Annotated in this window: 17 protein-coding genes and 2 pseudogenes; 4 read left to right on the top strand and 15 right to left on the bottom strand. The window is 70.8% G+C overall.

Annotated features, from left to right (window positions below; translation table 11 throughout):
* Window positions 1-11: 11 nt before the first annotated feature.
* Window positions 12-1,625 carry an amidohydrolase gene (locus ACTOQ2_RS08350; protein WP_440099119.1) on the bottom strand — a complete coding sequence of 538 codons (1,614 nt, stop codon included), beginning with the start codon at window positions 1,623-1,625 and terminating at the stop codon, window positions 12-14.
* Between the two features lie 178 nt (window positions 1,626-1,803).
* Window positions 1,804-3,204 carry an NAD(P)/FAD-dependent oxidoreductase gene (locus ACTOQ2_RS08355; RefSeq protein WP_440099120.1) on the bottom strand — a complete coding sequence of 467 codons (1,401 nt, stop codon included), beginning with the start codon at window positions 3,202-3,204 and terminating at the stop codon, window positions 1,804-1,806.
* A gap of 177 nt (window positions 3,205-3,381) precedes the next feature.
* On the opposite strand from ACTOQ2_RS08355, the gene ACTOQ2_RS08360 reads away from it, so the two are divergent.
* Window positions 3,382-4,413: a GNAT family N-acetyltransferase gene (locus ACTOQ2_RS08360; protein ID WP_440099121.1), complete on the top strand. Its 1,032-nt coding sequence runs from the start codon at window positions 3,382-3,384 to the stop codon at window positions 4,411-4,413.
* Window positions 4,414-4,771: 358 nt separating this feature from the next.
* Here the strand turns inward: ACTOQ2_RS08360 and ACTOQ2_RS08365 are convergent.
* Window positions 4,772-5,197, bottom strand: a pseudogene (locus ACTOQ2_RS08365) (Clp protease N-terminal domain-containing protein); the annotation flags it as partial.
* Between the two features lie 179 nt (window positions 5,198-5,376).
* Between ACTOQ2_RS08365 and add the strand changes: the two are divergent.
* On the top strand, window positions 5,377-6,411 hold the full coding sequence (gene add, locus ACTOQ2_RS08370) for an adenosine deaminase (protein WP_440099122.1): 1,035 nt from the start codon (window positions 5,377-5,379) through the stop codon (window positions 6,409-6,411).
* Between the two features lie 40 nt (window positions 6,412-6,451).
* On the opposite strand, the gene ACTOQ2_RS08375 is transcribed toward add, so the two are convergent.
* The 11 genes and pseudogenes from ACTOQ2_RS08375 to tkt form a co-directional block, all read right to left on the bottom strand.
* A complete protein-coding gene (locus tag ACTOQ2_RS08375; RefSeq protein WP_440099123.1) occupies window positions 6,452-6,952 on the bottom strand; it encodes a hypothetical protein in 501 nt (166 codons plus the stop codon).
* Window positions 6,949-7,647 (bottom strand): SLATT domain-containing protein, encoded by a 699-nt coding sequence (locus ACTOQ2_RS08380; protein ID WP_440099124.1) that lies wholly within the window; start codon window positions 7,645-7,647, stop codon window positions 6,949-6,951. Before ACTOQ2_RS08380 ends, ACTOQ2_RS08375 begins: the two co-directional genes overlap by 4 nt.
* 20 nt (window positions 7,648-7,667) lie before the next feature.
* A pseudogene (locus ACTOQ2_RS08385) lies at window positions 7,668-7,886 on the bottom strand (SLATT domain-containing protein); the annotation flags it as partial.
* Between the two features lie 63 nt (window positions 7,887-7,949).
* Window positions 7,950-8,672 (bottom strand): metallophosphoesterase family protein, encoded by a 723-nt coding sequence (locus tag ACTOQ2_RS08390; RefSeq protein WP_440099125.1) that lies wholly within the window; start codon window positions 8,670-8,672, stop codon window positions 7,950-7,952.
* A gap of 15 nt (window positions 8,673-8,687) precedes the next feature.
* The gene (locus tag ACTOQ2_RS08395) at window positions 8,688-9,185 is read right to left on the bottom strand and encodes a metallophosphoesterase (RefSeq protein WP_440099126.1); all 498 of its coding nucleotides are present in this window, start codon (window positions 9,183-9,185) and stop codon (window positions 8,688-8,690) included.
* Between the two features lie 38 nt (window positions 9,186-9,223).
* Window positions 9,224-9,997 carry a 6-phosphogluconolactonase gene (gene pgl / locus ACTOQ2_RS08400; protein ID WP_440066028.1) on the bottom strand — a complete coding sequence of 258 codons (774 nt, stop codon included), beginning with the start codon at window positions 9,995-9,997 and terminating at the stop codon, window positions 9,224-9,226.
* Window positions 9,998-10,054: 57 nt separating this feature from the next.
* A complete protein-coding gene (locus ACTOQ2_RS08405; RefSeq protein ID WP_440066029.1) occupies window positions 10,055-10,966 on the bottom strand; it encodes a glucose-6-phosphate dehydrogenase assembly protein OpcA in 912 nt (303 codons plus the stop codon).
* The gene (gene zwf / locus ACTOQ2_RS08410) at window positions 10,967-12,673 is read right to left on the bottom strand and encodes a glucose-6-phosphate dehydrogenase (RefSeq protein WP_440099127.1); all 1,707 of its coding nucleotides are present in this window, start codon (window positions 12,671-12,673) and stop codon (window positions 10,967-10,969) included.
* Window positions 12,674-12,692: 19 nt separating this feature from the next.
* Window positions 12,693-14,321: a glucose-6-phosphate isomerase gene (locus ACTOQ2_RS08415; RefSeq protein WP_440099128.1), complete on the bottom strand. Its 1,629-nt coding sequence runs from the start codon at window positions 14,319-14,321 to the stop codon at window positions 12,693-12,695.
* A 7-nt stretch (window positions 14,322-14,328) separates the two neighbouring features.
* Window positions 14,329-15,432 (bottom strand): transaldolase, encoded by a 1,104-nt coding sequence (gene tal, locus ACTOQ2_RS08420; protein WP_440099129.1) that lies wholly within the window; start codon window positions 15,430-15,432, stop codon window positions 14,329-14,331.
* A gap of 2 nt (window positions 15,433-15,434) precedes the next feature.
* The gene (gene tkt / locus ACTOQ2_RS08425; protein WP_440099370.1) at window positions 15,435-17,468 is read right to left on the bottom strand and encodes a transketolase; all 2,034 of its coding nucleotides are present in this window, start codon (window positions 17,466-17,468) and stop codon (window positions 15,435-15,437) included.
* Between the two features lie 383 nt (window positions 17,469-17,851).
* Between tkt and ACTOQ2_RS08430 the strand changes: the two genes are divergently transcribed.
* A complete protein-coding gene (locus ACTOQ2_RS08430; protein WP_440066033.1) occupies window positions 17,852-18,808 on the top strand; it encodes a heme o synthase in 957 nt (318 codons plus the stop codon).
* A gap of 415 nt (window positions 18,809-19,223) precedes the next feature.
* Complete coding sequence (locus ACTOQ2_RS08435) at window positions 19,224-20,501, top strand: PrsW family intramembrane metalloprotease (protein ID WP_440099130.1); 1,278 nt, start codon at window positions 19,224-19,226, stop codon at window positions 20,499-20,501.
* 17 nt (window positions 20,502-20,518) lie between these two features.
* Here ACTOQ2_RS08435 and ACTOQ2_RS08440 read toward each other — a convergent pair whose 3' ends face one another.
* Window positions 20,519-21,199: a SanA/YdcF family protein gene (locus tag ACTOQ2_RS08440; protein WP_440099131.1), complete on the bottom strand. Its 681-nt coding sequence runs from the start codon at window positions 21,197-21,199 to the stop codon at window positions 20,519-20,521.
* Window positions 21,200-21,214: the final 15 nt, after the last annotated feature.

Raw genomic sequence — 21,214 nt, forward strand, 5'->3', positions numbered from 1 at the left:
GCTGGGAGAGGTCAGCGGCGGTAGACCTCCTGGCCGTCGACGAAGGTCATGGCGACCTTGGTGCGCCAGATGTCGGCGGCCGGTTCGGTGAAGGGGTCGCGGTCCAGGACGACGAGGTCGGCGCGGTTGCCGGGGACGATGGTGCCCGCGTCGTCGTCGTGGTTGATCCGGGCCGAGCCCGCGGTGTAGGCCGTCAGCGCGGTGGCCAGGGTGAGGCTCTGGCCGGGCAGGAAGGGGGTCTGCGCCGTCGGGTAGCCCGCGTGCAGTGAGCCGCCGGGTTCGGTGCGGTTGACGGCCACGTGCATGCCCTGGATCGGGTCGGCGTCGGAGACCGGCCAGTCACTGCCCGCGCAGAACAGGGTGCCGTTGCGCCGCAGGTCGGCGAACGGGTACTGCCAGGCGGAGCGCTCCTCGCCCAGGAAGGGGAGGGTGAGCTCGTCCATCTGGGCGTGGTGGGTGGCCCAGAGCGGCTGCAGGTTGGCGGTCACGCCGAGCTTGGCGAAGCGCGGCACGTCGGACGGCTCGACGATCTGCAGGTGCGCGATGTGGTGCCGGTTGGCCGGGTCGGTCCCCTCGAGGCTGTCCAGCGCCTCGCGGACGGCCCGCTCGCCGATGGCGTGGAAGTGCACCTGGAAGCCGTGCCGGTCCAACTCGGCGACGTACTCCCTCAGCAGCGCCGGGTCGACGTACGACAGGCCGGTGCCGCCGCAGCGGCAGTAGGGCTCGATCACCGCGGCGGTGAAGTTCTCGGTGATGCCGTCCTGCATGATCTTCACCGAGCCGGCGCGGAACCGCTCCAGGCCTTCGGCGGAGCGGCGCCGTTCCAGCAGCTCGGGGATCTGCTCGGCGCCGCGCGCCCGGTCCCACCACAGCGCGCCCACCACGCGGGCACGCAGCGCGCCGGAGGCCGCCGCCGAGACGTACGTGGGCAGCTGGTCGTCGTAGCCCGCGTAGGAGCCGACGATGGCATCCTGCCAGCCGGTGACGCCCAGGGAGAACAGGTGGTTCTGGGCGTCTATCAGCGCGTCGTGCAGGTCCTTCGCCGTGGGGCGCGGGGTGAGCAGGCCGACCAGGTCCATCGCGCCCTCGTGCAGCACGCCGCTCGGCGTGCCGTCGGCGTCGCGCTCGATCCTGCCGTCGACGGGGTCGGGGGTGTCGCGGGTGATCCCGGCCAGCTCCAGGGCCCGGCTGTTCACCCAGGCGGCGTGGTGGTCGCGCTGGATCAGGTAGACCGGCCGGTCGACGACGTCGAGCTGGGAGCGGTGCGGCAGGCCGCCGGGGAAGGCCGACATGTCCCAGCCGCCGCCGTCGATCCACTCGTGGTCCGGGTGGGATCCGGCGTAGGCGGTGATCCGCTCCAGATACTCCGGCAGGCCGTAGACCGCGGACAGGTCGCACCTGGCCCGCTCCAGGCCCGCCTGCACCGGGTGGAGGTGCGCGTCGGTGAAGCCGGGGGTGAGCAGCCCGCCGTCCAGGTCGACGGTCTCGTGGCCGGGGGCGGCCAGGCCCGCGACGTCGGACTCCGCGCCCACGGCGGCGACACGGCCGTCCCGGACCAGTACCGCCTCGGCGAAGGCGTCGGCGGCGAGGAAGACCCGGCCGCCACGGAAGAGCAGGTCGCTCACTGTTGCACCATCCTTCTGTCGGTGGCCCGGATGCCGCTGGCGCCCCGGGGTGCCGCTTGATCACTCACATTGCACGCTCGACCGGCCGAGGTCCAGCGTGAGGTTTCTCCGGGCGTCCACCGGCGTCCGGCGTCGGACATCCGGCGTGCGGTGTCGGCCGGGCCCGTTTCCCCGGCGTTCAGCGTCCGGTGATGGAGTCGGCGACGCGGGCCAGCACCGAGGTGCGGCCGAGGCCGGCCTTCTCTCTGGCGTCGGCCCGGCGGTAGAGGTCGTACATGGTGTGCACGCCGATCCACCGCAGCGGTTCCACCTCCCAGCCCCGCACCTTGCGGTCCACCCAGGGGAGGGAGGCGAGCTCGGTGTCCTCGCGCAGGATCAGGTCGCGCAGGGTACGGCCGGCGAGGTTGGTCGTGGTCACCCCGTGGCCGGTGTAGCCGCCCGCCCAGCCGATGCCGGTGGTGTGGTCGACGTGCACGGTGGCACACCAGTCGCGGGGCACCCCGAGCACCCCGGACCAGGCGTGCGCCACCCGAGAGGCCCTGAGCGCGGGGAACATCTCGGTCAGCAGCTCCCAGAGCGCCTCGATCGTCCACTCGTGGGTGTGGCCCCGGTCGTCCACCCGGGATCCGTACAGGTAGGGCTTGCCGCGCCCGCCGAACGCGATCCTGCCGTCGGCGGTGCGCTGGGCGTACATGTAGTAGTGCGCCATGTCGCCGAGCAGCTCGTGTCCCGCCCAGCCGATCTCGTCCCACAGCGCGCCCAGCGGCTCGGTGACGATCATCGAGCTGTTCATCGGCAGCCATGTCCGGTGGTACTGCCTCAGCTCGGCGGTGAAGCCCTCGGTGGCGCGGATGACGTACTCGGCGCGGACGGTGCCGTACGGCGTGCGGGCCTCGCGCGGGGCGATCTCGGTGACCGGGGTGCGTTCGAAGATCTCCACCCCGAGGTTCCGCACGGTCTCGGCCAGGCCCCTGGCCAGCTTGGCGGGCTGGATCCTGGCGCAGTGCGGGCTCCAGATCGCGCTGACCGCGCCGTCCACCCGCAGGCGCTCCTCCCGCTCGGCGGGGTCGAGCAGCCGCACGTCCTCCTCGGTCCAGCCCCAGTGGCGCTCGTGGGCGAGCAACTGGTGCAGCCGCCGGTCCTGGGCGGTGTTGGTGGCGACCGTGGTGACGCCGCCCTTGACGATGTCGGCGTCGATCTTCTCGTCCTCGGCGACGGCGACGACCTCGTCGACGGTCTCGAACATCACCCGCTGCAGCCGCCTGGCCGCGTCCGCGCCGTGCGTCCTGGCGTAGCGCTCGGGGGTGCCGGCAAGCTCGCCGACCAGCCAGCCGCCGTTGCGCCCGGAGGCGCCGTACCCGGCGAACTCCTTCTCCAGCACGACGATCCGCAGGCCGGGGCTCGCCTTCTTCAGGTAGTAGGCGGTCCACAGGCCCGTGTAGCCGGCGCCGACGATGGCCACGTCGGCGTCGAGGTCCCCGGCGAGAGGGGCACTGGGGGAGGGGATGCCGAGGGAGCGGTACCAGAAGGAGACGTCTCCGTTGACGAAGTCCCCGGCCAGGGGAACGCGCGTGCTCATGGCCTCATATCCTGCTATATCCGTCTATCTGGGTGTGCCTGTCAACGGAAACCGTTGTAGAAACGCCGTACTGCCGCGTAACGAATGATCTCCCCAGACGTAACGATGGGCTCACTCATGTGTAGCAGTCCCGTAACAGTGTCAGGAAAGGCTATCCCTCAACAGAGGGAGCATTTGATGGGGTTTCTGAGGATTCGTACGACCGTTGACGAGCGACCGGGACGGCTCGCCTCGCTGGCCGCCGCGCTCGCCGCCAAGGGTGGCAACATCCTGGGTCTGAGCGTGCAGACCGACGTGGACGGCACGGTCGACGAGTTCGTCACGGACATCCCCGCCGGGGCCGAGGCGGTGCGCGAGGCGCTGGAGGCCGCCGGCGGGCGCCGGGTCCAGGTCGTCACCGCCACCGCCCACGAGCTGACCGACGAGCCCACCCGCGTCCTGCTCCTCGCCTCCCGGCTGCGCATGACGCCCTGGCGCCTGCCCGAGTTGCTGGGGGAGCTGCTGCGCGCCGACGACTCCCGCTGGGTCTACGGTGCTGAGATGAGCGATCTTCCGGACCCGACCCTGCTGACCGTGCCCGTGGCCCCGCGCCGCGCGATCAGGATCCGCCGGGCCGAGCTGCCGTTCACCCTGACCGAGGCCGCACGCGCGGCCTCCTTCGTCCGCCTCGCGCAGCCCCCCGTCGAGCAGTCCGGGACCGACCGCGAGATCACGCTCTCCGACGGCGTCGAGGTCAGTGTCCGCCCGCTCACCCGGCTCTACCGCGAGGCCGTACGCGACCTGCACGACCGCTGCTCGCCGGAGGCCCGCAGGTTCCGCTACTTCACCTCGATGCCGGTGCTGCCGCCGAAGGTCTTCGACCGGCTCTGCGACCGCAGCCGGGGCCACTCGATCGTCGCCGGACACGACGGCCAGGTCGTCGGTCTCGCCAACCTGATGTTCACCCCGGATCCCGGCATCGCCGAGATGGCGTTCCTGGTCGAGGACCGCTGGCAGGGCAGGGGGCTGGGCACGGCCCTGGCCGGGATGCTCGTCCGCCAGGCCCGTGACCTGGGCTTCGCCGAGGTCAGGGCGACCCTGCTGTCCGACAACGTGCGCATGCGCAGGCTCCTGGTCTCGCTCGGCGCGACCCTGAGCTACACCGAGGACCCCGGCGTGGTGGAGGCCAGGCTGGCCGTGGGCGTGATGGCGACGGCATCCCCGAGCTGACCCCATCGCGTGGCCTTCCCGTTTCGAGATCGCTCAGGGGTCCCGAAGCGGGGAGGCCGCACTCTTCCGCGTTCCCGCCTCAGGAGGCCTGTCCCTCCTGGGGCGGGGACTCCGGGGCGCGGGGCGCGCCGGAGACGTCGTCATCGTCCCGGGGCGTACCGGCGTCGCCGTCGTCTCCGCCGGCGGTGGTGCCGTCGCGGGAGGCGTCGCCGGTGTCGCGGGAGGTCTCGATGGCGTCCAGCCTGCGCTCGATCCGGTCCAGGCTCTCCTGGATGCGCTCCAGCCTGGCGGAGAACGTCGCTCCCATGACGTGAAAGCCCTCCTCCGCCGTCACCGCGCGCTCGGGGTCGCGCCGCCCGAGCAGCGAGATCACCTGGGCGCGTACGGCCTCAAGGCGCGCGCCCTGCCCCGTCAGCACCTGGGCGGCCACGCCCTCGCCCTCGCGGATCAGCCCGAGCAGGATGTGCTCGGTGCCGATGTAGGTGTGGTGCAGGCCGAGCGCCTCGCGCAGGGACAGTTCGAGCACCTTCTTGGCGCGCTGGGTGAACGGGATGTGGCCGCCGGGGCTCTTGTCGCCCCTGCCGATGATCTCCTCCACGTCGTTCCTGACGCGCTCGCCGCTGATGCCGGAGGCGCGCAGGGCGCGACCGGCGACGCCGTCCTGCTCGAGGACCAGTCCGAGCAGGATGTGCTCGGTGCCGATGTGGCCGTGGCGCAGTCGTCTGGCCTCCTCCTGTGCCAGGACCACGACACGGCGGGCACGGTCGGTGAAGCGCTCGAACACGGGAAGCCTCCGTGAGGGGTGTCGAGGTGCCTGCCCCCACTATGCGCCAGACGGCCGGTGAGCGGGAGGACATCTCCCCGGGCAATTCCCAGCCCCTTGTCGATGAAAGCTTACATTTTAGAGTTAGATTCGTGGGAAATGGCTTTCGCGTCCGGGGGTGGCGTGCGTAGGGTCCCCGCATGACGATCGACGCCTTCATCGACGCCCTGCCCAAGGTCGAGCTCCACGTCCACCTGATCGGCTCCGCCTCGGTCCCCACCGTGCTGGAGCTCGCCCGCCGCCATCCCGACGGGGGTGTCCCCACGGACGAGGAGGAGCTGCGGGCCTTCTACAGGTTCACCGACTTCCCGCACTTCGCCCGGATCTACCAGGCGGTCAACGCCCTGGTCCGCGAGCCGGAGGACGTGGCGACCCTGGTGCTCGGCCTGGCCGCCGACCTCGCCGGGCAGAACGGCCGCCACGTCGAGCTGACCGTCACGCCGTACGCCCACCACGTCGTCGGCATGCCGATGCGGGAGGTCACCGAGGCGCTCGACCTGGCCGCCCGGCGCTCCCGCGAGGAGCACGGGGTGCGGATGGCGTACGTGTTCGACATCCCCGGCGAGTACGGAGCCGAGGCGGCCCGGGTCACCCTGGACCACGCGCTGCGGGAACCTCCCCAGGCATTGGTAGGTTTCGGGCTGGCCGGAATCGAGCAGGAACGCCCGAAGTACCGCGACGTCTTCGCGGACGCCTTCCGCGCCGCCACCGCCGCCGGGCTGCGCAGCCTGCCGCACGCGGGGGAGATGACCGGCCCGGAGACCATCTGGGAGGCCCTCGACCTCCTGGGCGCCGAGCGGATCGGCCACGGCACCTCCTGCGTGGACGACCCCCGCCTCGTCGCCCACCTGCGCGAGACCCAGATCCCCCTGGAGGTCTGCCCCACCTCCAACGTCTGCACCGGCCAGGTCGCCCGCGTCGAGGAGCACCCGCTGCCCCGCATGATCGAGGAGGGCCTGTTCGTCACCCTCAACAGCGACGACCCGCCCATGTTCGCCACCACCCTGAGCCGCGAGTATCGCGTCGCAGCCGACCGGCTGGGCCTGGACCGCGAGACCCTCACCACCCTGGCCCGCAACGCCGTCGAGGCCTCGTCGATGGACCCGGCGGACAAGAAGGAGATCCACGCCGAGATCGACGCCGTCGCCGCCCGGCACTCTGGGACGGCCTCTTGACCTGCCCGGAAATCCGTCGCACGCGGGCTCTCATGAAAGGTCAGGGAGTGGCGAACGCGGTCCGCGCCGTGGCCATCTTCATCACCAACCGGTGCGGGTCGTTCTTGACCGGCGTGAACCCGTGGAAGGCGTAAAAATCGGCGGCGCGGCCGTCGATCGCGTCGACCACGATGACGCGGCCCCCTGCTGTTTCCGAGGCGGACACGATCTTTGAGATCGCGTTCACCAGCAGTTCCGCACCGAGGCCCTGGCCGTGGAGGTGGCGGTCGAGAGCGAGTCTCGCCAGGAGGTAGCCGGGCACGATGCTCACCCCGCCGGAGAGCGAACTACCGATCTCCGGCCGCCGAACCTCGGTGGGGGTAACAGAGAAATATCCGACGACACGGTGGGAGTCGGGGACAGACCACACGTAGGTGCGTGCCGTGTCCGATCGCTGGGCGCGAAGCGCCATCCTGACCAGCCATTCGTTCATGACCGGGACCGCGCAGTCGAAGGCGCTGGGATCGTGCTCCTCGTGGAGGGGCCGCGATCGCCAGGTCACGTCGATTCGTGATAGCGGCGCTGTCGTTGTGCGGCCCTGCGGAGCGCGGGTGCCTCGTCAGGCTCGTCCAGCGACGCGAGCAGCTCGTCGAACTGCTCGGCGGGCATCAGCGTGACATCGGGCCGGGCGAGCACCCGGCTGGCCTCCGCGCGAGCCGCGCGCAGGACGAACGAGGAGATCGACTCTCCAAGGGCCTGCGCGGCCTGCACGATGAGTCCCTCGGTCGCCGCGTCCGCGCGCATCTCGATGCGGTGTGTCTTGGCGGTCATCACCATCACCTCCACCTCCTTCCCATCGTACGGTGTTTGTACGGCAGGCTTCCTGCCGCGACCTACCGTAGCGGTAATGATTCGGTCGCACACCGTAATTGCGTCGGGGTTGCAGGTCACTTCTGGCCGGGGGGGCAGGTTGAGCTGGGCCAGTCCGCTCTGGAACTCGGTGACCCACTCGCCGGTCTCCCTGGTCACGATCGCTGACAGGTCGGTGATGAAGGTCCGGAGCAGTTCGAGATACTCCTCCACCGGAATCGGCCGCTGATCGAGCGCGTCCCGCGCGTTGAGCACCGCCCAGTCGAGCTGGAAGTCGTGCAACCGCGACTGGATCTCCTGCGCGCACACCATGTCCCGCATCCAGCGGGACGACAGCCCGAGGAAGTGGTCGAACGCGACGCAGACCCCGGCCGAGGCGAGCAGCACGTAGCCCCACCCCAGGCCGCCCCCGCCCCGGCCGCGCTGGCCAGCGGCTGGAGCCCGCCCGCGGCTGCCAGCACGATCGCGGCCCCCCGCAGCACCTTGGAGGAGGTCCTCTTCCTGACACGGTCGCGCATGTACCAGGTGTACGCCTCGATGGCCCGCTCCTCGGCTTCGAGATACATCCGGCGCAGGACCTCTTCGGGCGCGCGCCACTCCTCGGCCGAGACCAGCGGGAAGGACCTGACTCCGAGATCGGGCTGCCTGGACGGACGGCGCCTGCTCGGTGTGGCCTTCGAGGGTGCGGGTCAGGGTGCCGGTGGTGGGCTCCCAGAGATACACCCTGTGGCTGCCGCCGCCAAAGGCCACAATGTCTCCGCCTCCTCCTCGTCGTGGTCGTCGTCCCGGGAGACGAGGGAGGGAAAAGCGGCGCGGTAGTCGTCGAAGGACCGCCTCAACTGGCGTGTCGCCTGGTCCCTGCCGATCCCGATGCTCGTGTCGCCCTCCCAGCGAAAGCGGGACGCGTTGTAGCGCCTGGCGTACACCTTCAGGCTCCGGGGGGTGACCTTGACGAGCTGGTACTGGTTGGGCACGTCGTCCGGGCGGGCCTCCTTGCGTACCCCGGTGCTGCCCGCGCAGAGGACGGCGAGGGCGTCGGCGCCGAAGCTGTCGATGCGGCCCTCGTGGGTGTGGCCGTGCAGCAGCAGGTTCAGGTGCGGGGCGACGAGCTCGCCGAACTGGTGCCGGTCACGGAGGAAGGCGTCGTCCCCCGGGCCGACGATCACCGGGTTGTGGTGCATCGCACCGATCCTGAGCCAACCCCGCCCGGCGTACGCGCGCAGCCGGTCGGCGAACCAGCGCAGCTGCTCCTCGCCGCAGAAGCCGTAGTGGTCGGAGTCCCGGTGGCTCTCGGCCATGGTCGAGTTGAGCCCGGCGACGACCGTGTTCAGCTCCGGCATCTCGAACAGGGTCCACGGCTGGTCCTTGGGGAATCCGACGCCCGATATTTCCGTATAAAACTGGCTGAACATCGTGAAATAAGGTTGCTATTTGGGCCAGCATGGGGGCGTCGGGGTGGTTTCATCCCCTTCGCAATCGTCGAAGTAGGCCTGGCACTTCTTCCAGCTGACGTCGTGGTTTCCCGGCACCATCGCGACCCGGTCGTTCCCGAGTTCCAGACCTTTCGCCACCTCGGCGAGAAACTCGCTCACCTTTTTGAATTCGGTAGGAAGAGCCCATTCGGCCAGGTCGCCGGAGGCCACCACGAGATCGGGCCGCACACCGTGCTCGTCCTGGAGGTAGGTGATGTCGTCCAGCAGCCGCGCCGCCAGCGAGGAATGTCGACGATCCCCTGCGGTGACGCCCCTCCCCGCCGAACCGATGCTCCTTTCCGAACTGCATGTCCGAAACGTGAAGAATCGTAATGGAGCGCCGACCGGTAATGATCCCTCCGCGGATGCCGCTGTGGTCGCAATCATAAGACGGTTATTGATATGAAAAATCCTCGCAAACGATTTCTCGTTTGCGAGGATTCCTGGCGCCACCTGATCAAGGGAAGTGGCCTACGAGCTTCGCCACCGGGTCAGGGGGAGGAGATCCGGCTCAGGGAGGAGGGGATCTTGGAGGCGGCGGCCCTGTCCAGGAGGAAGAGGGTGCGCTGACGACCCCGGGCACCGGCGGCCGGGACCTGCATGGTCCCCGAGTCCGACAGCGCCAGCCGTACCGCTCCCGCCTTCTCCTCACCGGCGGCGATCACCCACACCTCGCGGGAGCCCTGGATGACCGGCAGCGTCAGCGAGACGCGGATGGGCGGAGGCTTGGGCGAGCCGTGCACCGCCACCACCGGGCGGGTGTCGTACAGGGCGGGCAGGCCGGGGAACAGCGAGGCGACGTGGCCGTCCGGGCCCATGCCCAGCATCATGAGGTCGAACGACGGGGCCGGGCCGTGGTCCTCGGGGCGCGCCGCCCGGCGCAGCTCCTCGGCGTACGCCTCGGCCGACTCCTCGGCGGTCATGCCGGAGTCGGGGCCGCGCATCACGTGGACCCGCTCGGGGTCGAGGTCGAGGTGGTCGAGCAGGGCCTTGCGGGCACCGGTCTCGTTGCGCTCGGCGTCGCCGCTCGGCAGGAAACGCTCGTCACCCCACCAGATGTCCACCTTGCGCCAGTCGACGGCGTCCCTGGCGGGGGAGGCGGCGATCTCGGCGAGGGTGGCGATGCCGACGGTCCCGCCGGTCAGGACCAGATGGGCCGAGCCCTTGGCCGACTGGGCGTCGACGGCTCGGACGATCACCCGGGCGGCGACGGCCTTGGCGAGCACGTCGGCGTCGCGGTGGGTGATCACGGTGGGAACGCTCACGGGACTTCTCTTTCGAAAGGAGGTGCCCCGCGGCCGTGGCCGCGGGGCACTCGCGGCTCAGGACTTCTTGGTCTGGGCGAGTCGCTTGATCGCGGCCGCGTAGATCTCGTCGGGGTCCAGCCGCCGCAGCTCCTCGGCGAGCAGCTCCGACGTCGGGCGCCGGGTCAGGGCGACCCTGCGGTCCGGCTGGCCGGGACGCGACAGCGTGGCCATGCGGCCGTCGCTCCGGACGACGGTGATGTCACCCTCGGCCGAGACCAGCTTGACCGCGGTCAGGCCGGGTCCGGGGGACTCGGAGACCTTCACGGAGGCGCCGAGGCGGTCGCCGAGCCAAGCCGCCAGCAGCAGGGCGCTGGCATGACCGGACACGGCCTCCACGGTGCCCCGCTTGACCTTGCCCACCGGCTGGTCGAACGCGGCGGCCAGCAGGCTCCGCCACGTCGTCAGCCGGGTCCAGGCCAGGTCGGTGTCGCCGGGCACGTAACCACGGGCCCGGCCGGTGATCGCCTGGACCGAGTCGGCCGCCGACCGCGCGTCGATGATGCGGCGCTGGGCCAGCATGCCGATCGGGTCCTTGGACGGGACCTCGGGACAGTCGCTGGGCCACCAGGCCACCACCGGGGTGTCGGTGAGCAGCAGCGGGCTGACCACCGAGTCGGCGTGCCTGGTCAGCTCCCCGTACAGGCGGAGCAGGATCACCTCGCCCGGGGTCGACTCGCCGAACCGGATCTCGGCGTCGAGCCGGTTGGGCTCCTCCGAGTCGCGGGGGATGACGACCAGTATCCGGGAGGGGTGCTCCCTGGCCGCCTCGGTCGCCGCCCTGACCGCGTCGTACTGGTCGCTCTCGCCGCAGACCACCACCAGGGTCAGCACCATGCCGACCGCCGGGGTGCCCATCTGGTGACGCAGGTGGGTGAGCTGCGAGGAGATCTTCGAGGCGTTCGTGCCGCTGAGCATGAAACTGGTCATCTACAGCCGCCTCCAGGCGCGCCCGTCACGGGCCATCATCTCGTCGGCCGAGGCCGGCCCCCACGTGCCCGCGGGATACTCCTCCGGCGGGCCCTGGGTGCTCCAGAACTCCTCGATCGGGTCGAGGATCATCCATGACAGCTCGACCTCGCGCTGGTGCGGGAAGAGCGGCGGGTCGCCGATCAGCACGTCCAGCAGCAGCCGCTCGTAGGCCTCGGGGGAGGACTCCATGAACGACTCGCCGTAGGCGAAGTCCATCGAGACGTCCCTGACCTCCATCGCGGTGCCTGGCACCTTGGAGCCGAACCGCACCGTGATGCCCTCGTCCGGCTGCACCCGGATGACCAGGGCGTTCTGCCCCAGGATCTCGGTGTCGTCCTTGCTGAACGGCAGGTGCGGCGCCCGCTGGAACACCACGGCCACCTCGGTGACCCGGCGGCCGAGCCGCTTACCGGTGCGCAGGTAGAAAGGCACCCCGGCCCAGCGCCGGTTGGCGATCTCCACCTTGATGGCGGCGTACGTCTCGGTGATCGAGTCGGGTGGGATGCCCTCCTCCTGGGTGTAGCCGATGACCGGCTCGCCGCCCTGCCAGCCGGACCCGTAGCGGCCTCGCGCGGTGGCCTGCGACAGGTCCGACGGCAGCCGCAGCGCCTTGAGGACCTTCTCCTTCTCCCTGCGCAGCGAGTCGGCCCCGAACGACGTCGGATCCTCCATGCCGACCAGGGCCAGCAGCTGCAGCAGGTGGTTCTGGATCACGTCGCGGGCCGCGCCGATGCCGTCGTAGTAACCCGCCCGGCCGCCGATGCCGATGTCCTCGGCCATCGTGATCTGCACGTGGTCGACGTAACTGCGGTTCCAGATCGGCTCGAACAGGTTGTTGGCGAACCGCAGCGCCAGGATGTTCTGGACCGTCTCCTTGCCCAGGTAGTGGTCGATGCGGAACACCGAGCTCTCCGGGAAGACCGCGCTGGTGATCGCGTTGAGCTCCTGGGCGCTCCGCAGGTCGTGCCCGAAGGGCTTCTCGATCACCACCCGGCGCCAGGATCCGGCGGGGCCGTCGGCCAGGCCGGTCCGCTTCAGCTGCTGGACCACGACCGGGAAGAACTTCGGCGGCACCGACAGGTAGAAGCCGTAGTTGCCGCCGGTGCCCCGGGTCTGGTCGATCTCCTTGAGCATCATCGACAGCGCGTCGAACGCGCCGTCGTCGGTGAACTCGCCCCGGCAGAAGAAGATGCCCTCCGACAGCTGCTTCCAGACCTCCTCGCGGAACGGCGTCCGCGCGTGCTCCTTGACGGCGTCGTGCGCCAGCTGCGCGAAGTCCTGGTCCTTCCAGTCGCGGCGGGCGAAGCCGACCAGGGAGAAGCCCGGGGGCAGCAGCCCGCGGTTCGCCAGGTCGTAGATCGCCGGCAGCAGCTTCTTGCGCGCCAGGTCGCCGGTCACGCCGAACAGCACCAGCACGCACGGCCCCGCCACGCGCGGCAGGCGCTTGTCGCGCGGGTCGCGCAGCGGGTTGGCGTCGACCAGGGCCTCGGTGATGCCGACGGTCGCGGCGGCGGTGGCCGTGGTGGCCGTGGGCGTCACCTTCTCCGGCGTGCCCGCCGTCGAGGCGTCCGTCGTGCCCGCGGAGGCGTCCGTCGTGACGTTCTCCTCGGCGTGCCCGGTCTCCCCGGCGCTCGTCGCGCTCGTCGGTGAGTTCCCCTTGCTCATGCGAACCTCCAGCGGCCCATCAGACCTCCCGCGCGGCGGCGAGCAGCCGCGCGACTCCGGCGGCGCGGTCGGTCAGGTGCAGCCGTACGGTGGGACGCCCGCGGCTGGCCAGCGCGCCCTGGTCGCCCAGTGCCTGGGCGAGCTGGAGGCGGCCCAGCGTGTAGGGCTTGCCGGGGACCTCGAGGTCGTTCTCGACGGCCCCGGTGATCTGCAGGAACACCCCGTTCTGCGGGCCGCCCTTGTGGTACTGGCCGGTGGAGTGCAGGAAGCGGGGACCCCAGCCGAAGGTGACCGGGCGTTCGGTGCGGATCGCGAGCATCCCGCGCAGCGTGGCCGGGTCGGCCCCGCTCCACACGTCCGTCATCTCCTCGAACGAGGCGCCGTCGGGGTAGGGGGCGTCGAAGGCCGCCTCACGGTCGAGGTAGGCCATCACCGCGAGGTAACCGCGGTCGGGGATCGACTCCAGCAGCCGGGTGAGCACGTCCGACAGGTCCTTGACGTCCTCGGAGCCGGGGAACTCGCCGTACACCTCCACCGGGCCGTCGACCAGGAGCGGCGTGCCGACCGGCAGCTTGGCCCGGTCCAGCAGCTTGGCGGTGTTCTCCTTGGACTCGGCCACGTTCGGCTGGTTGAACGGGTCGATGCCGAGGACGCGGCCCGCGACGGCCGTGGCGTACTCCCAGACGAGGAACTGCGCGCCCAGCGGGCCGACGACGGTCACGGTGGCGTCGGTGTCGATCCCGGCGAGCAGCTCGTCGTCGGCGTCACCCGGGTCGGCGCCCACGACGGGCAGGATGCCCTTGCCGGACTTGCCGGTGGACTCGGCGACCAGCTGCTCGATCCAGTCGGGCAGGCCGTTGATCTCCGACAGGCTGTCCTCGATCACGAGCTTGTCGCGACCGGCCGCCGCGGCGGCGCCCAGGGCGGCGCCGAGGTCGAGGCCGGGGTTGCCCTCGGTCCGCGACAGCAGCGGCGCCACCTCGGCCGCGTCGTCGAGCAGCCGCTCGACGTCGGCGCCCGCCAGCGCGCTGGGCACCAGGCCGAACGCGGTCAGGGCGCTGTAGCGGCCGCCCACGTTCGGGTCGGCCAGGATCACCTGGTAGCCCGCCTCGCGAGCGCTCAGCTCCAGGGGCGAGCCGGGGTCGGTGACGACGACGATCCTGCTCGCCGGGTCGATCCCGGCGTCGCGGAAGGCCTTCTCGTAGATCCGCCGGTGGCTGTCGGTCTCGACCGTGCCGCCGCTCTTGCTGGCGACGACCAGGATCGTGCTCTCCAGCCGGTCCTCCAGCGCGCGGCGCACCTGGCCGGGGTCGGTGGTGTCGAGCACGGTCAGGGGCACGTCGGCGGAGGCGGTGATGACCTCGGGGGCGAGGGAGGAGCCGCCCATGCCCGCCAGGACCACGTGGTCCAGGCCCTCGGCACGGGCCCGCTCCACCAGCGCGCCGATCTCGGGAAGCAGCTGCCTGCTCGTCGCCGGGAGGTTGAGCCAGCCGAGGCGGACGGCCGCCTCGGCCTGGGCCTCCTGGCCCCACAGCGTGGAGTCGCCGGAGGCCAGGGCCCGGGGGACCCCCTCGGAGGCGAGCTGCCCGGCGGTCTCCCCGGCCTGCTCGGTGAGGTCGTCGTCGCCGAACGTTACGGACACTGACATGTGTTCCTCACGCCTTCTTCAGCTCGGAGGAGACGGTCTCCAGCAGCTCTTTCCAGGAGGCCTCGAACTTGTCCAGGCCGTCCTCCTCCAGGAACCGCACGACGTCGTCGTAGTCGATGCCGGCCTCCTTGAGCGCGGCCATGGTGTTCCAGGCCTCCTCGTAGGAGGATCGGACCGTGTCGCCGGTGATGCCGCCGTGGTCGGCCGTCGCGTCGAGGGTCTTCTCCGGCATCGTGTTGACCGTGCCGGAGGTGACCAGCTGGTCGACATAGAGGGTGTCGGGGTAGTCGGGGTTCTTCGTGCCGGTGGAGGCCCACAGCGGGCGCTGCGGCCGGGCGCCGGCCGCGGCCAGCGCCTGCCAGCGCGAGGACTCGACGACCTCCTCGAAGGCGGCGAAGGCCAGGCGGGCGTTGGCGACGGCGGCCTTGCCCCTCAGCGCGAGGGCCTCGGGGGTGCCGATCTTGTCCAGGCGCTTGTCGATCTCGCCGTCCACCCGGCTGACGAAGAACGAGGCGACCGACTCGATGTTCGCCAGGTCCAGACCGTTGGCCTTCGCCTGCTCCAGGCCGGTCAGCCAGGCGTCCATCACGGCCCGGTAGCGCTCCAGGGAGAAGATCAGCGTGACGTTGACGCTGATGCCCTCGGAGATCGCCTGGGTGATCGCGGGCAGGCCCTCGACGGTGGCGGGGATCTTGATGAACAGGTTGGGCCGGTCGACCAGCCACCACAGCGCGCGCGCCTCGGCGACGGTCTTGTCGGTCTCCCTGGACAGGCGAGGGTCGACCTCGATCGACACCCGGCCGTCCACCTGGCCGGTGGCGTCGTAGACCGGCCTCAGCACGTCGGCGGCCCAGCGGATGTCGTAGGTGGTGATGGCCCGCACGGCCTCCTCGACGTCGACGCCGCGGATCTTCAGGTCGTGCAGCTGGCCGTCGTAGGCGTCGCCCTTGCTCAGCGCCGACGCGAAGATCGTCGGGTTGGAGGTGACGCCGACGACGTGCTTGTCGCGGATCAGCGACTGCAGGTTGCCCGTACGCAGGCGCTCGCGGCTGATGTCGTCCAGCCAGATGGAGACGCCCTGCTCGGAGAGCTTCTTCAGGATCTCACTCATGATCAGTTTCCCGTCGTCTCGCCCTTGTCGGCTCCGGTCTTGGCGAGGCTCGCCTTGGCGGCGGCGGCCACGCGCTCGGCGGTCAGGCCGAACTGTTCGTAGAGGGTCTTGTAGGGGGCCGAGGCACCGAAGTGCTCCAGGCCGACCACCACACCCTCGTCTCCCACGAACTCCCGCCAGCCCAGCGAGATTCCCGCCTCCACCGCCACGCGGGCGCGCACCGAGGAGGGCACCACCGTCTGCCGGTAGGCCGCGTCCTGGGCCTGGAACCACTCCACGCACGGCATCGACACGACCCGGGTGGCGATGCCCTCCGCCTCCAGGATCTCGCGGGCGCCGAGGGCGATCTCGACCTCGGAGCCGGTACCGATCAGGACCACCGAGGGCTGCCCGTCGGAGGCGTCCCGCAGGACGTAGCCGCCGCGGGCGACCTTCTCCGCGTCGCCGGTGCCCTCGAAGACCGGCAGGTTCTGGCGGGTCAGCGCCAGCGCGGCCGGGCGGTCGTTGTGCTCCAGCACGACCTGCCAGGCGGCGGCCGTCTCGTTGGCGTCGGCCGGGCGGACCACGTCGAGGCCGGGGATGGCGCGCAGCGACCACAGGTGCTCGACGGGCTGGTGCGTGGGGCCGTCCTCGCCCAGGCCGATGGAGTCGTGCGTCCACACGTAGGTGACCGGCAGCTTCATCAGCGCCGCCAGCCGCACGGCCGGGCGCATGTAGTCGCTGAACACCAGGAACGTGCCGCCGTACGGGCGGGTGCCGCCGTGCAGCGCGATGCCGTTGAGGATCGCCCCCATGCCGTGCTCGCGGATGCCGAAGTGCAGCGTGCGGCCGTAGGGGCCGCCGGGGAACTCCTTGGTCTGGAACTCCTCGGGAATGAAGGACGGCTCGCCCTTCATCGTGGTGTTGTTGGACTCCGCCAGGTCGGCCGAGCCGCCCCACAGCTCGGGCAGCACCGGCGCGAGGGCGCTGAGCACCTCGCCGGAGGCCTTGCGGGTGGCGACGGAGGAGCCGATCTCGAAGGACGGCAGCGCCTCGGCCCAGTCCGCCGGGAGCTTTCGCGCGGAGATGCGGTCGAACTCGGCGGCGCGCTCGGGGTTGGCCTCGCGCCAGCTCTCGTAGAGCTTGTCCCACTCGGCGCGCACGGCCCGGCCGCGCTTGACGACCTCGCGGGCGTGCTCCAGGACCTCGGCGGGGACGTCGAAGCTCTTCTCGACGTCGAAGCCCATGACCTTCTTGGTCGCGGCGACCTCGGCGGCGCCCAGCGCCGAGCCGTGGATCTTGCCGGTGTTCTGCTTGTTGGGGGCGGGCCAGCCGATGATCGTGCGCAGCCGGATGAACGACGGCCTGCCGGTCTCGGCGCGAGCGGCCTCCAGCGCCTGGTGCAGCGCCTCGACGTCCTCGACGTAGTCGCCCGTCTGCGTCCAGTCGACGGTCTGGGTGTGCCAGCCGTACGCCTCGTAGCGCGCGACGACGTCCTCGCTCAGCGCGATCTGGGTGTCGTCCTCGATCGAGATGTGGTTGCTGTCGAAGACGACGGTGAGGTTGCCCAGCCGCTGGTGGGCCGCGAGGGCGCTCACCTCGTGGCTGATGCCCTCCTCGATGTCGCCCTCGGAGGCGATGCACCAGATGTTGTGGTCGAACGGGCTCGCGCCCGGGGCGGCGTCCGGGTCGAACAGGCCGCGCTCGCGGCGGGCGGCCATCGCCATGCCGACCGCGTTGCCGATCCCCTGGCCGAGCGGGCCGGTGGTGGTCTCGACGCCGACGGTGTGGCCGTGCTCGGGGTGGGCCGGGGTCAGGCTCTCCCACTGGCGCAGCCCCTTGAGGTCGTCCAGGCTGAGGCCGTACCCCGACAGGAAGAGCTGGATGTAGAGGGTCAGGCTGCTGTGACCCGCGGAAAGGACGAACCGGTCACGGCCCGCCCACGAGGGATCTGACGGGTCATGCCGCATCACCTGCTGGAACAGCAGGTACGCAGCCGGCGCCAGGCTCATCGCGGTGCCGGGGTGACCCGATCCCGCCTTCTCTACCGCGTCCATGGCCAGGGCCCGTACGACGTCGACCGCGCGGCGGTCCAGGTCGCTCCATTCGAGGGCTGGCACGAGTTCACTGCTCAAGTGCTCGATCTCCGGATCTAATCGTCTGATTGGTGGCGCCGGTCTGGTATTTCCCGCCCACACCGGACCCTAACGGTTTCGACCTCGCCACCGTGGCGCAGGTCGACCCGGGGCGGGTCCGCGGGATCCGCAGGCGGCGCGCGCCTCCCGGATGGGAGCCCCCTCGCGCCGCTTCCGCACCCCGTGCCGGGACCGGCCCCCCCTGCAACTACAGTGAGTCCTCAAGGCTGGCTGGTGCCCGCATTCACGGATCCGCTCTAATCAGAGGTTACGCGTTGACCCCGCACGTGCTGGAAGCGCCTTAGATGGTGCTCACCGACAAGCAATCGACGGCCCCGCCCGAGGGGGGCACGACGGTCCCCGAGGCCGCGCCGCGCTCCTTCGGCGACGTCGTGAAGGCGTACGTCGCCCTCACGAAGCCGCGGATCATCGAGCTGCTGCTGATCACGACGCTGCCGGTGATGTTCCTGGCGGCCAAGGGCCTGCCGCCGCTGTGGATCGCCGTCAACACGCTGGTGTTCGGCACCCTGTCGGCCGGCAGCGCGAACGCGCTGAACTGCTACATCGACCGTGACATCGACGCGGCCATGCGCCGCACCCGGCGCCGCCCGCTCGCCCGCGACCTGGTGCCGCCGACGAACGCGCTGATCTTCGGGATCATCCTCGGCGTGCTGTCCACTCTTGGACTCGGTTTGACGGTGAATTGGCTCGCCGCGGGCCTGTCGCTGGGCGCGAACCTGTTCTACGTGCTCGTCTACTCGATGATCCTCAAGCGGCGGACCTCGCAGAACGTGGTGTGGGGCGGCATCGCCGGCTGCATGCCGGTGCTGATCGGCTGGGCGGGCGTCACCGGCAGCCTCGACTGGGCCCCCGTGGTGCTCTTCGGCGTGGTGTTCTTCTGGACGCCCCCGCACACCTGGACCCTCGCGATGCGCTACAAGGAGGACTACGCGGCGGCGAAGGTCCCGATGCTCCCGGTGGTGGCCACCGAGCGCCGCGTGGTGCTGGAGAGCATCGTCTACACCTGGGCCACGGTGTTCTGCTCGCTGCTGCTGTGGCCGATCGCCGGGACCACGCTCCTCTACCCCGCCGTGGCCGCCGTCCTGGGCGCGGCCTGCCTGTGGGAGGTCCACCGCCTCCTCGGCCGGGTCAACGCGGGCAAGACCGGTGTCGACCTGCGCCCGATGCGCTTCTTCCACTGGTCCAACGCCTACCTGGCGCTGCTGTTCCTGGCCGTCGCCATCGACTCGATGTTCGTCTGATGTCCGCCTGACGCTCATCTGACATCCGTCTGAGTCATCTCACACGTACGTTCTCCTCCGGTGCGCCCGTTTCCGCGCCCCGGCCACGGGGGAGACGTCTCCCGGGGGGAAGACGTTTTCTTGACCGGCCCGGGGCGGGTCTGGTCGTGGGGAGGGTGATTCGTGGTCTTCGGGAAACCCTGGGAGCCGGATTCCGGCTCCGGCCGCGGCGACGGCCCATCACTCGGTACGCTCTCGGGATTCGCGGCGGCCGGACGGTTTCGCGGGGTTCGCGGGGGCCGTAGGGCCGCCGGTGGGGCGTGGCCGTGCTCCGACGGCGGGGGGCGGTCCGGTATCAGCGCGGGGTTCGTCAACCTTCGGGCGGTAATCTCCCGGTTTGAGCCGTGGGGCGGGCACCAGCGGTTACGGTGGCCACATGGCCGGCCATGACCCCCGCTGGGTGCTCAGGGACCGTCCGTCGGTCACGCTGATCGTCGGGCTCGTCCTGGCGGGACTGTGCGCCCTGGTGTCGTTCTCCTTCGACGTGCTGAACGGCGACCCGGTCTACTTCTTCATCGCCCTGGGTCTCGCGCTGGCACCCGTCCCGGTGCTGCTGGCCGCGGTGCTGGCGCTCGACCGCATCGAGCCCGAGCCGCGCGCCAACCTGCTCTTCGCCTTCGCCTGGGGCGCGGGCGTGGCGGTCCTGGTCGCCGGGGTGATCAACTCCTTCAACCTGATCTACATCGAGAACACCGTCCAGCTGGGCTACGACTACGCGCGCAACCTCACCGCCACGTTCGGCGCCCCGGTGGTCGAGGAGACGATGAAGGGCCTGGTCCTGCTGGGCCTGCTCAGGTTCAAGCGCGCCGAGCTGGACGGGCCCACCGACGGCATCATCTACGCCAGCATGGTCGGCCTCGGCTTCGCCATGAGCGAGAACGTCAGCTACTATGTGGCCGCGCTCGACGAGCTGGGCGCGCAGGGCCTGGCGGTGACCGTCGTGCTGCGCGGGATCCTCTCGCCGTTCGCGCACCCGCTGTTCACCTCCATGATCGGTGTCGCGGTGGCCTACGCGGCGCAGCGCCGGGGACCGGGGCGGATTTTCGTCATCGCCGCCGGGTGGATCGGCGCGATGCTGCTGCACGGCATCTGGAACGGCTTCGCCTCCTACGTCGGCATCGGCGGCCTGGCCATCGCCTACCTGCTGCTGATGGCCGTGCTGTTCGCGCTGATCTGGATCATCTTCCGCGACCGCAAGCGCATCATCGGGCTCATCCAGACCTACCTGCCCGCCTATTGGGCGACGGGGCTGGTCTCCTCGGGCGACGTCGCGATGCTCTCCTCCCTGCCCAGCCGCCGCCAGGCCCGGCAGTGGGCCAGGAACCACGGGGGCAGGACGGCCCTGCGGGCGATGAGCGACTACCAGCTCGCGGCCACCGAGCTCGGCCTGCTCCACGAGCGGGCCAGGGGCCACGTGATCGACGAGCGCACGTTCAACGAGGAACAGCGGGCGCTGCTGGAGTGCATGGCCGGTGCCCGCGCCCGGTTCCCCGCGTCGTCCGCGGCCGGGAGCGCCACGGCGGGCCACACCTCCGGCGGCCCCGGCAGCGCGGGCGGTCCCCCCTATCCGCAGGGCGGCTCCGCCGGTCACCCCGGTCACCCCGGTCACCCCGGTCCCGGTCACCCGCCGCAGGGCGGGGCGTTCCGCCTGTAGGGCGTCCTGCCCGGGGTTCACCCCCGCCGGAGCGCGGTCTCCAGGGTGGTCTCGCGTGGCCCGGGGAACACGGGGGGCGAGTCGAGGAGCACTGAGTCGACGAGCCCTTTCGCCGAGGCGAGGAACTCACGGGCGGCGAGGCCGTAGGTGGACACCCACCGCTTGGACGAGTCGTCGCCCACGCCGAAGGTGTCCAGGCCCGCCGTGCGGCACAGGGTGACCGCCCTGGGCAGATGGAACACCTGGGTGACCATGGTGACCTTGGTGGCGCCGAACACGGTACGGGCCCGTACGCACGAGTCCCAGGTGTCGAAACCCGCGTAGTCCAGGACCAGCGCCCCGGCCGGTACGCCGCTCGCCAGCAGGTAGTCGCGCATCACGGTCGGCTCGTCGTACTCCCTGCGGCTGTTGTCGCCGGAGAGCAGGATCGCCTCGACCCTGCCCGCCCGGTAGAGCTGCGCGGAGATGTCCAGGCGTCTGGCCAGCATGGGGGAGGGGACGTCCCCGACGACGCCCGCCCCCAGCACCAGGGCCACCGGGGCCTCGGGAACCCCGGCCACCCAGCCGGGGGAGGAGCCGGCGACCGCCCGGTGGCCGGAGCTGGACAGCCAGGCCCAGGTGATCGGGGCGATGGCCAGGACGCTCAGCAGCACGACGCCCTGGTAGCAACGCCGCATGATCGTGCGTGACGACGACATTCGATCATTGTCCTG

Source organism: Streptosporangium sp. H16 (genome assembly GCF_051918855.1).
In the GTDB taxonomy this organism is placed as follows: Bacteria; Actinomycetota; Actinomycetes; order Streptosporangiales; family Streptosporangiaceae; genus Streptosporangium.

Excerpts from the sequence above, each read along its gene's own strand:
- ACTOQ2_RS08355 (WP_440099120.1), bottom strand. The coding sequence starts at position 3,204 with ATGAGCACGCGCGTTCCCCTGGCCGGGGACTTCGTCAACGGAGACGTC.
- ACTOQ2_RS08360 (WP_440099121.1), top strand. The coding sequence starts at position 3,382 with ATGGGGTTTCTGAGGATTCGTACGACCGTTGACGAGCGACCGGGACGG.
- add (WP_440099122.1), top strand. The coding sequence starts at position 5,377 with ATGACGATCGACGCCTTCATCGACGCCCTGCCCAAGGTCGAGCTCCAC.
- ACTOQ2_RS08390 (WP_440099125.1), bottom strand. The coding sequence starts at position 8,672 with ATGTTCAGCCAGTTTTATACGGAAATATCGGGCGTCGGATTCCCCAAG.
- ACTOQ2_RS08405 (WP_440066029.1), bottom strand. The coding sequence starts at position 10,966 with ATGACCAGTTTCATGCTCAGCGGCACGAACGCCTCGAAGATCTCCTCG.
- zwf (WP_440099127.1), bottom strand. The coding sequence starts at position 12,673 with ATGAGCAAGGGGAACTCACCGACGAGCGCGACGAGCGCCGGGGAGACC.
- ACTOQ2_RS08415 (WP_440099128.1), bottom strand. The coding sequence starts at position 14,321 with ATGTCAGTGTCCGTAACGTTCGGCGACGACGACCTCACCGAGCAGGCC.
- tal (WP_440099129.1), bottom strand. The coding sequence starts at position 15,432 with ATGAGTGAGATCCTGAAGAAGCTCTCCGAGCAGGGCGTCTCCATCTGG.
- tkt (WP_440099370.1), bottom strand. The coding sequence starts at position 17,468 with ATGGACGCGGTAGAGAAGGCGGGATCGGGTCACCCCGGCACCGCGATG.
- ACTOQ2_RS08430 (WP_440066033.1), top strand. The coding sequence starts at position 17,852 with ATGGTGCTCACCGACAAGCAATCGACGGCCCCGCCCGAGGGGGGCACG.
- ACTOQ2_RS08435 (WP_440099130.1), top strand. The coding sequence starts at position 19,224 with ATGGCCGGCCATGACCCCCGCTGGGTGCTCAGGGACCGTCCGTCGGTC.
- ACTOQ2_RS08440 (WP_440099131.1), bottom strand. The coding sequence starts at position 21,199 with ATGTCGTCGTCACGCACGATCATGCGGCGTTGCTACCAGGGCGTCGTG.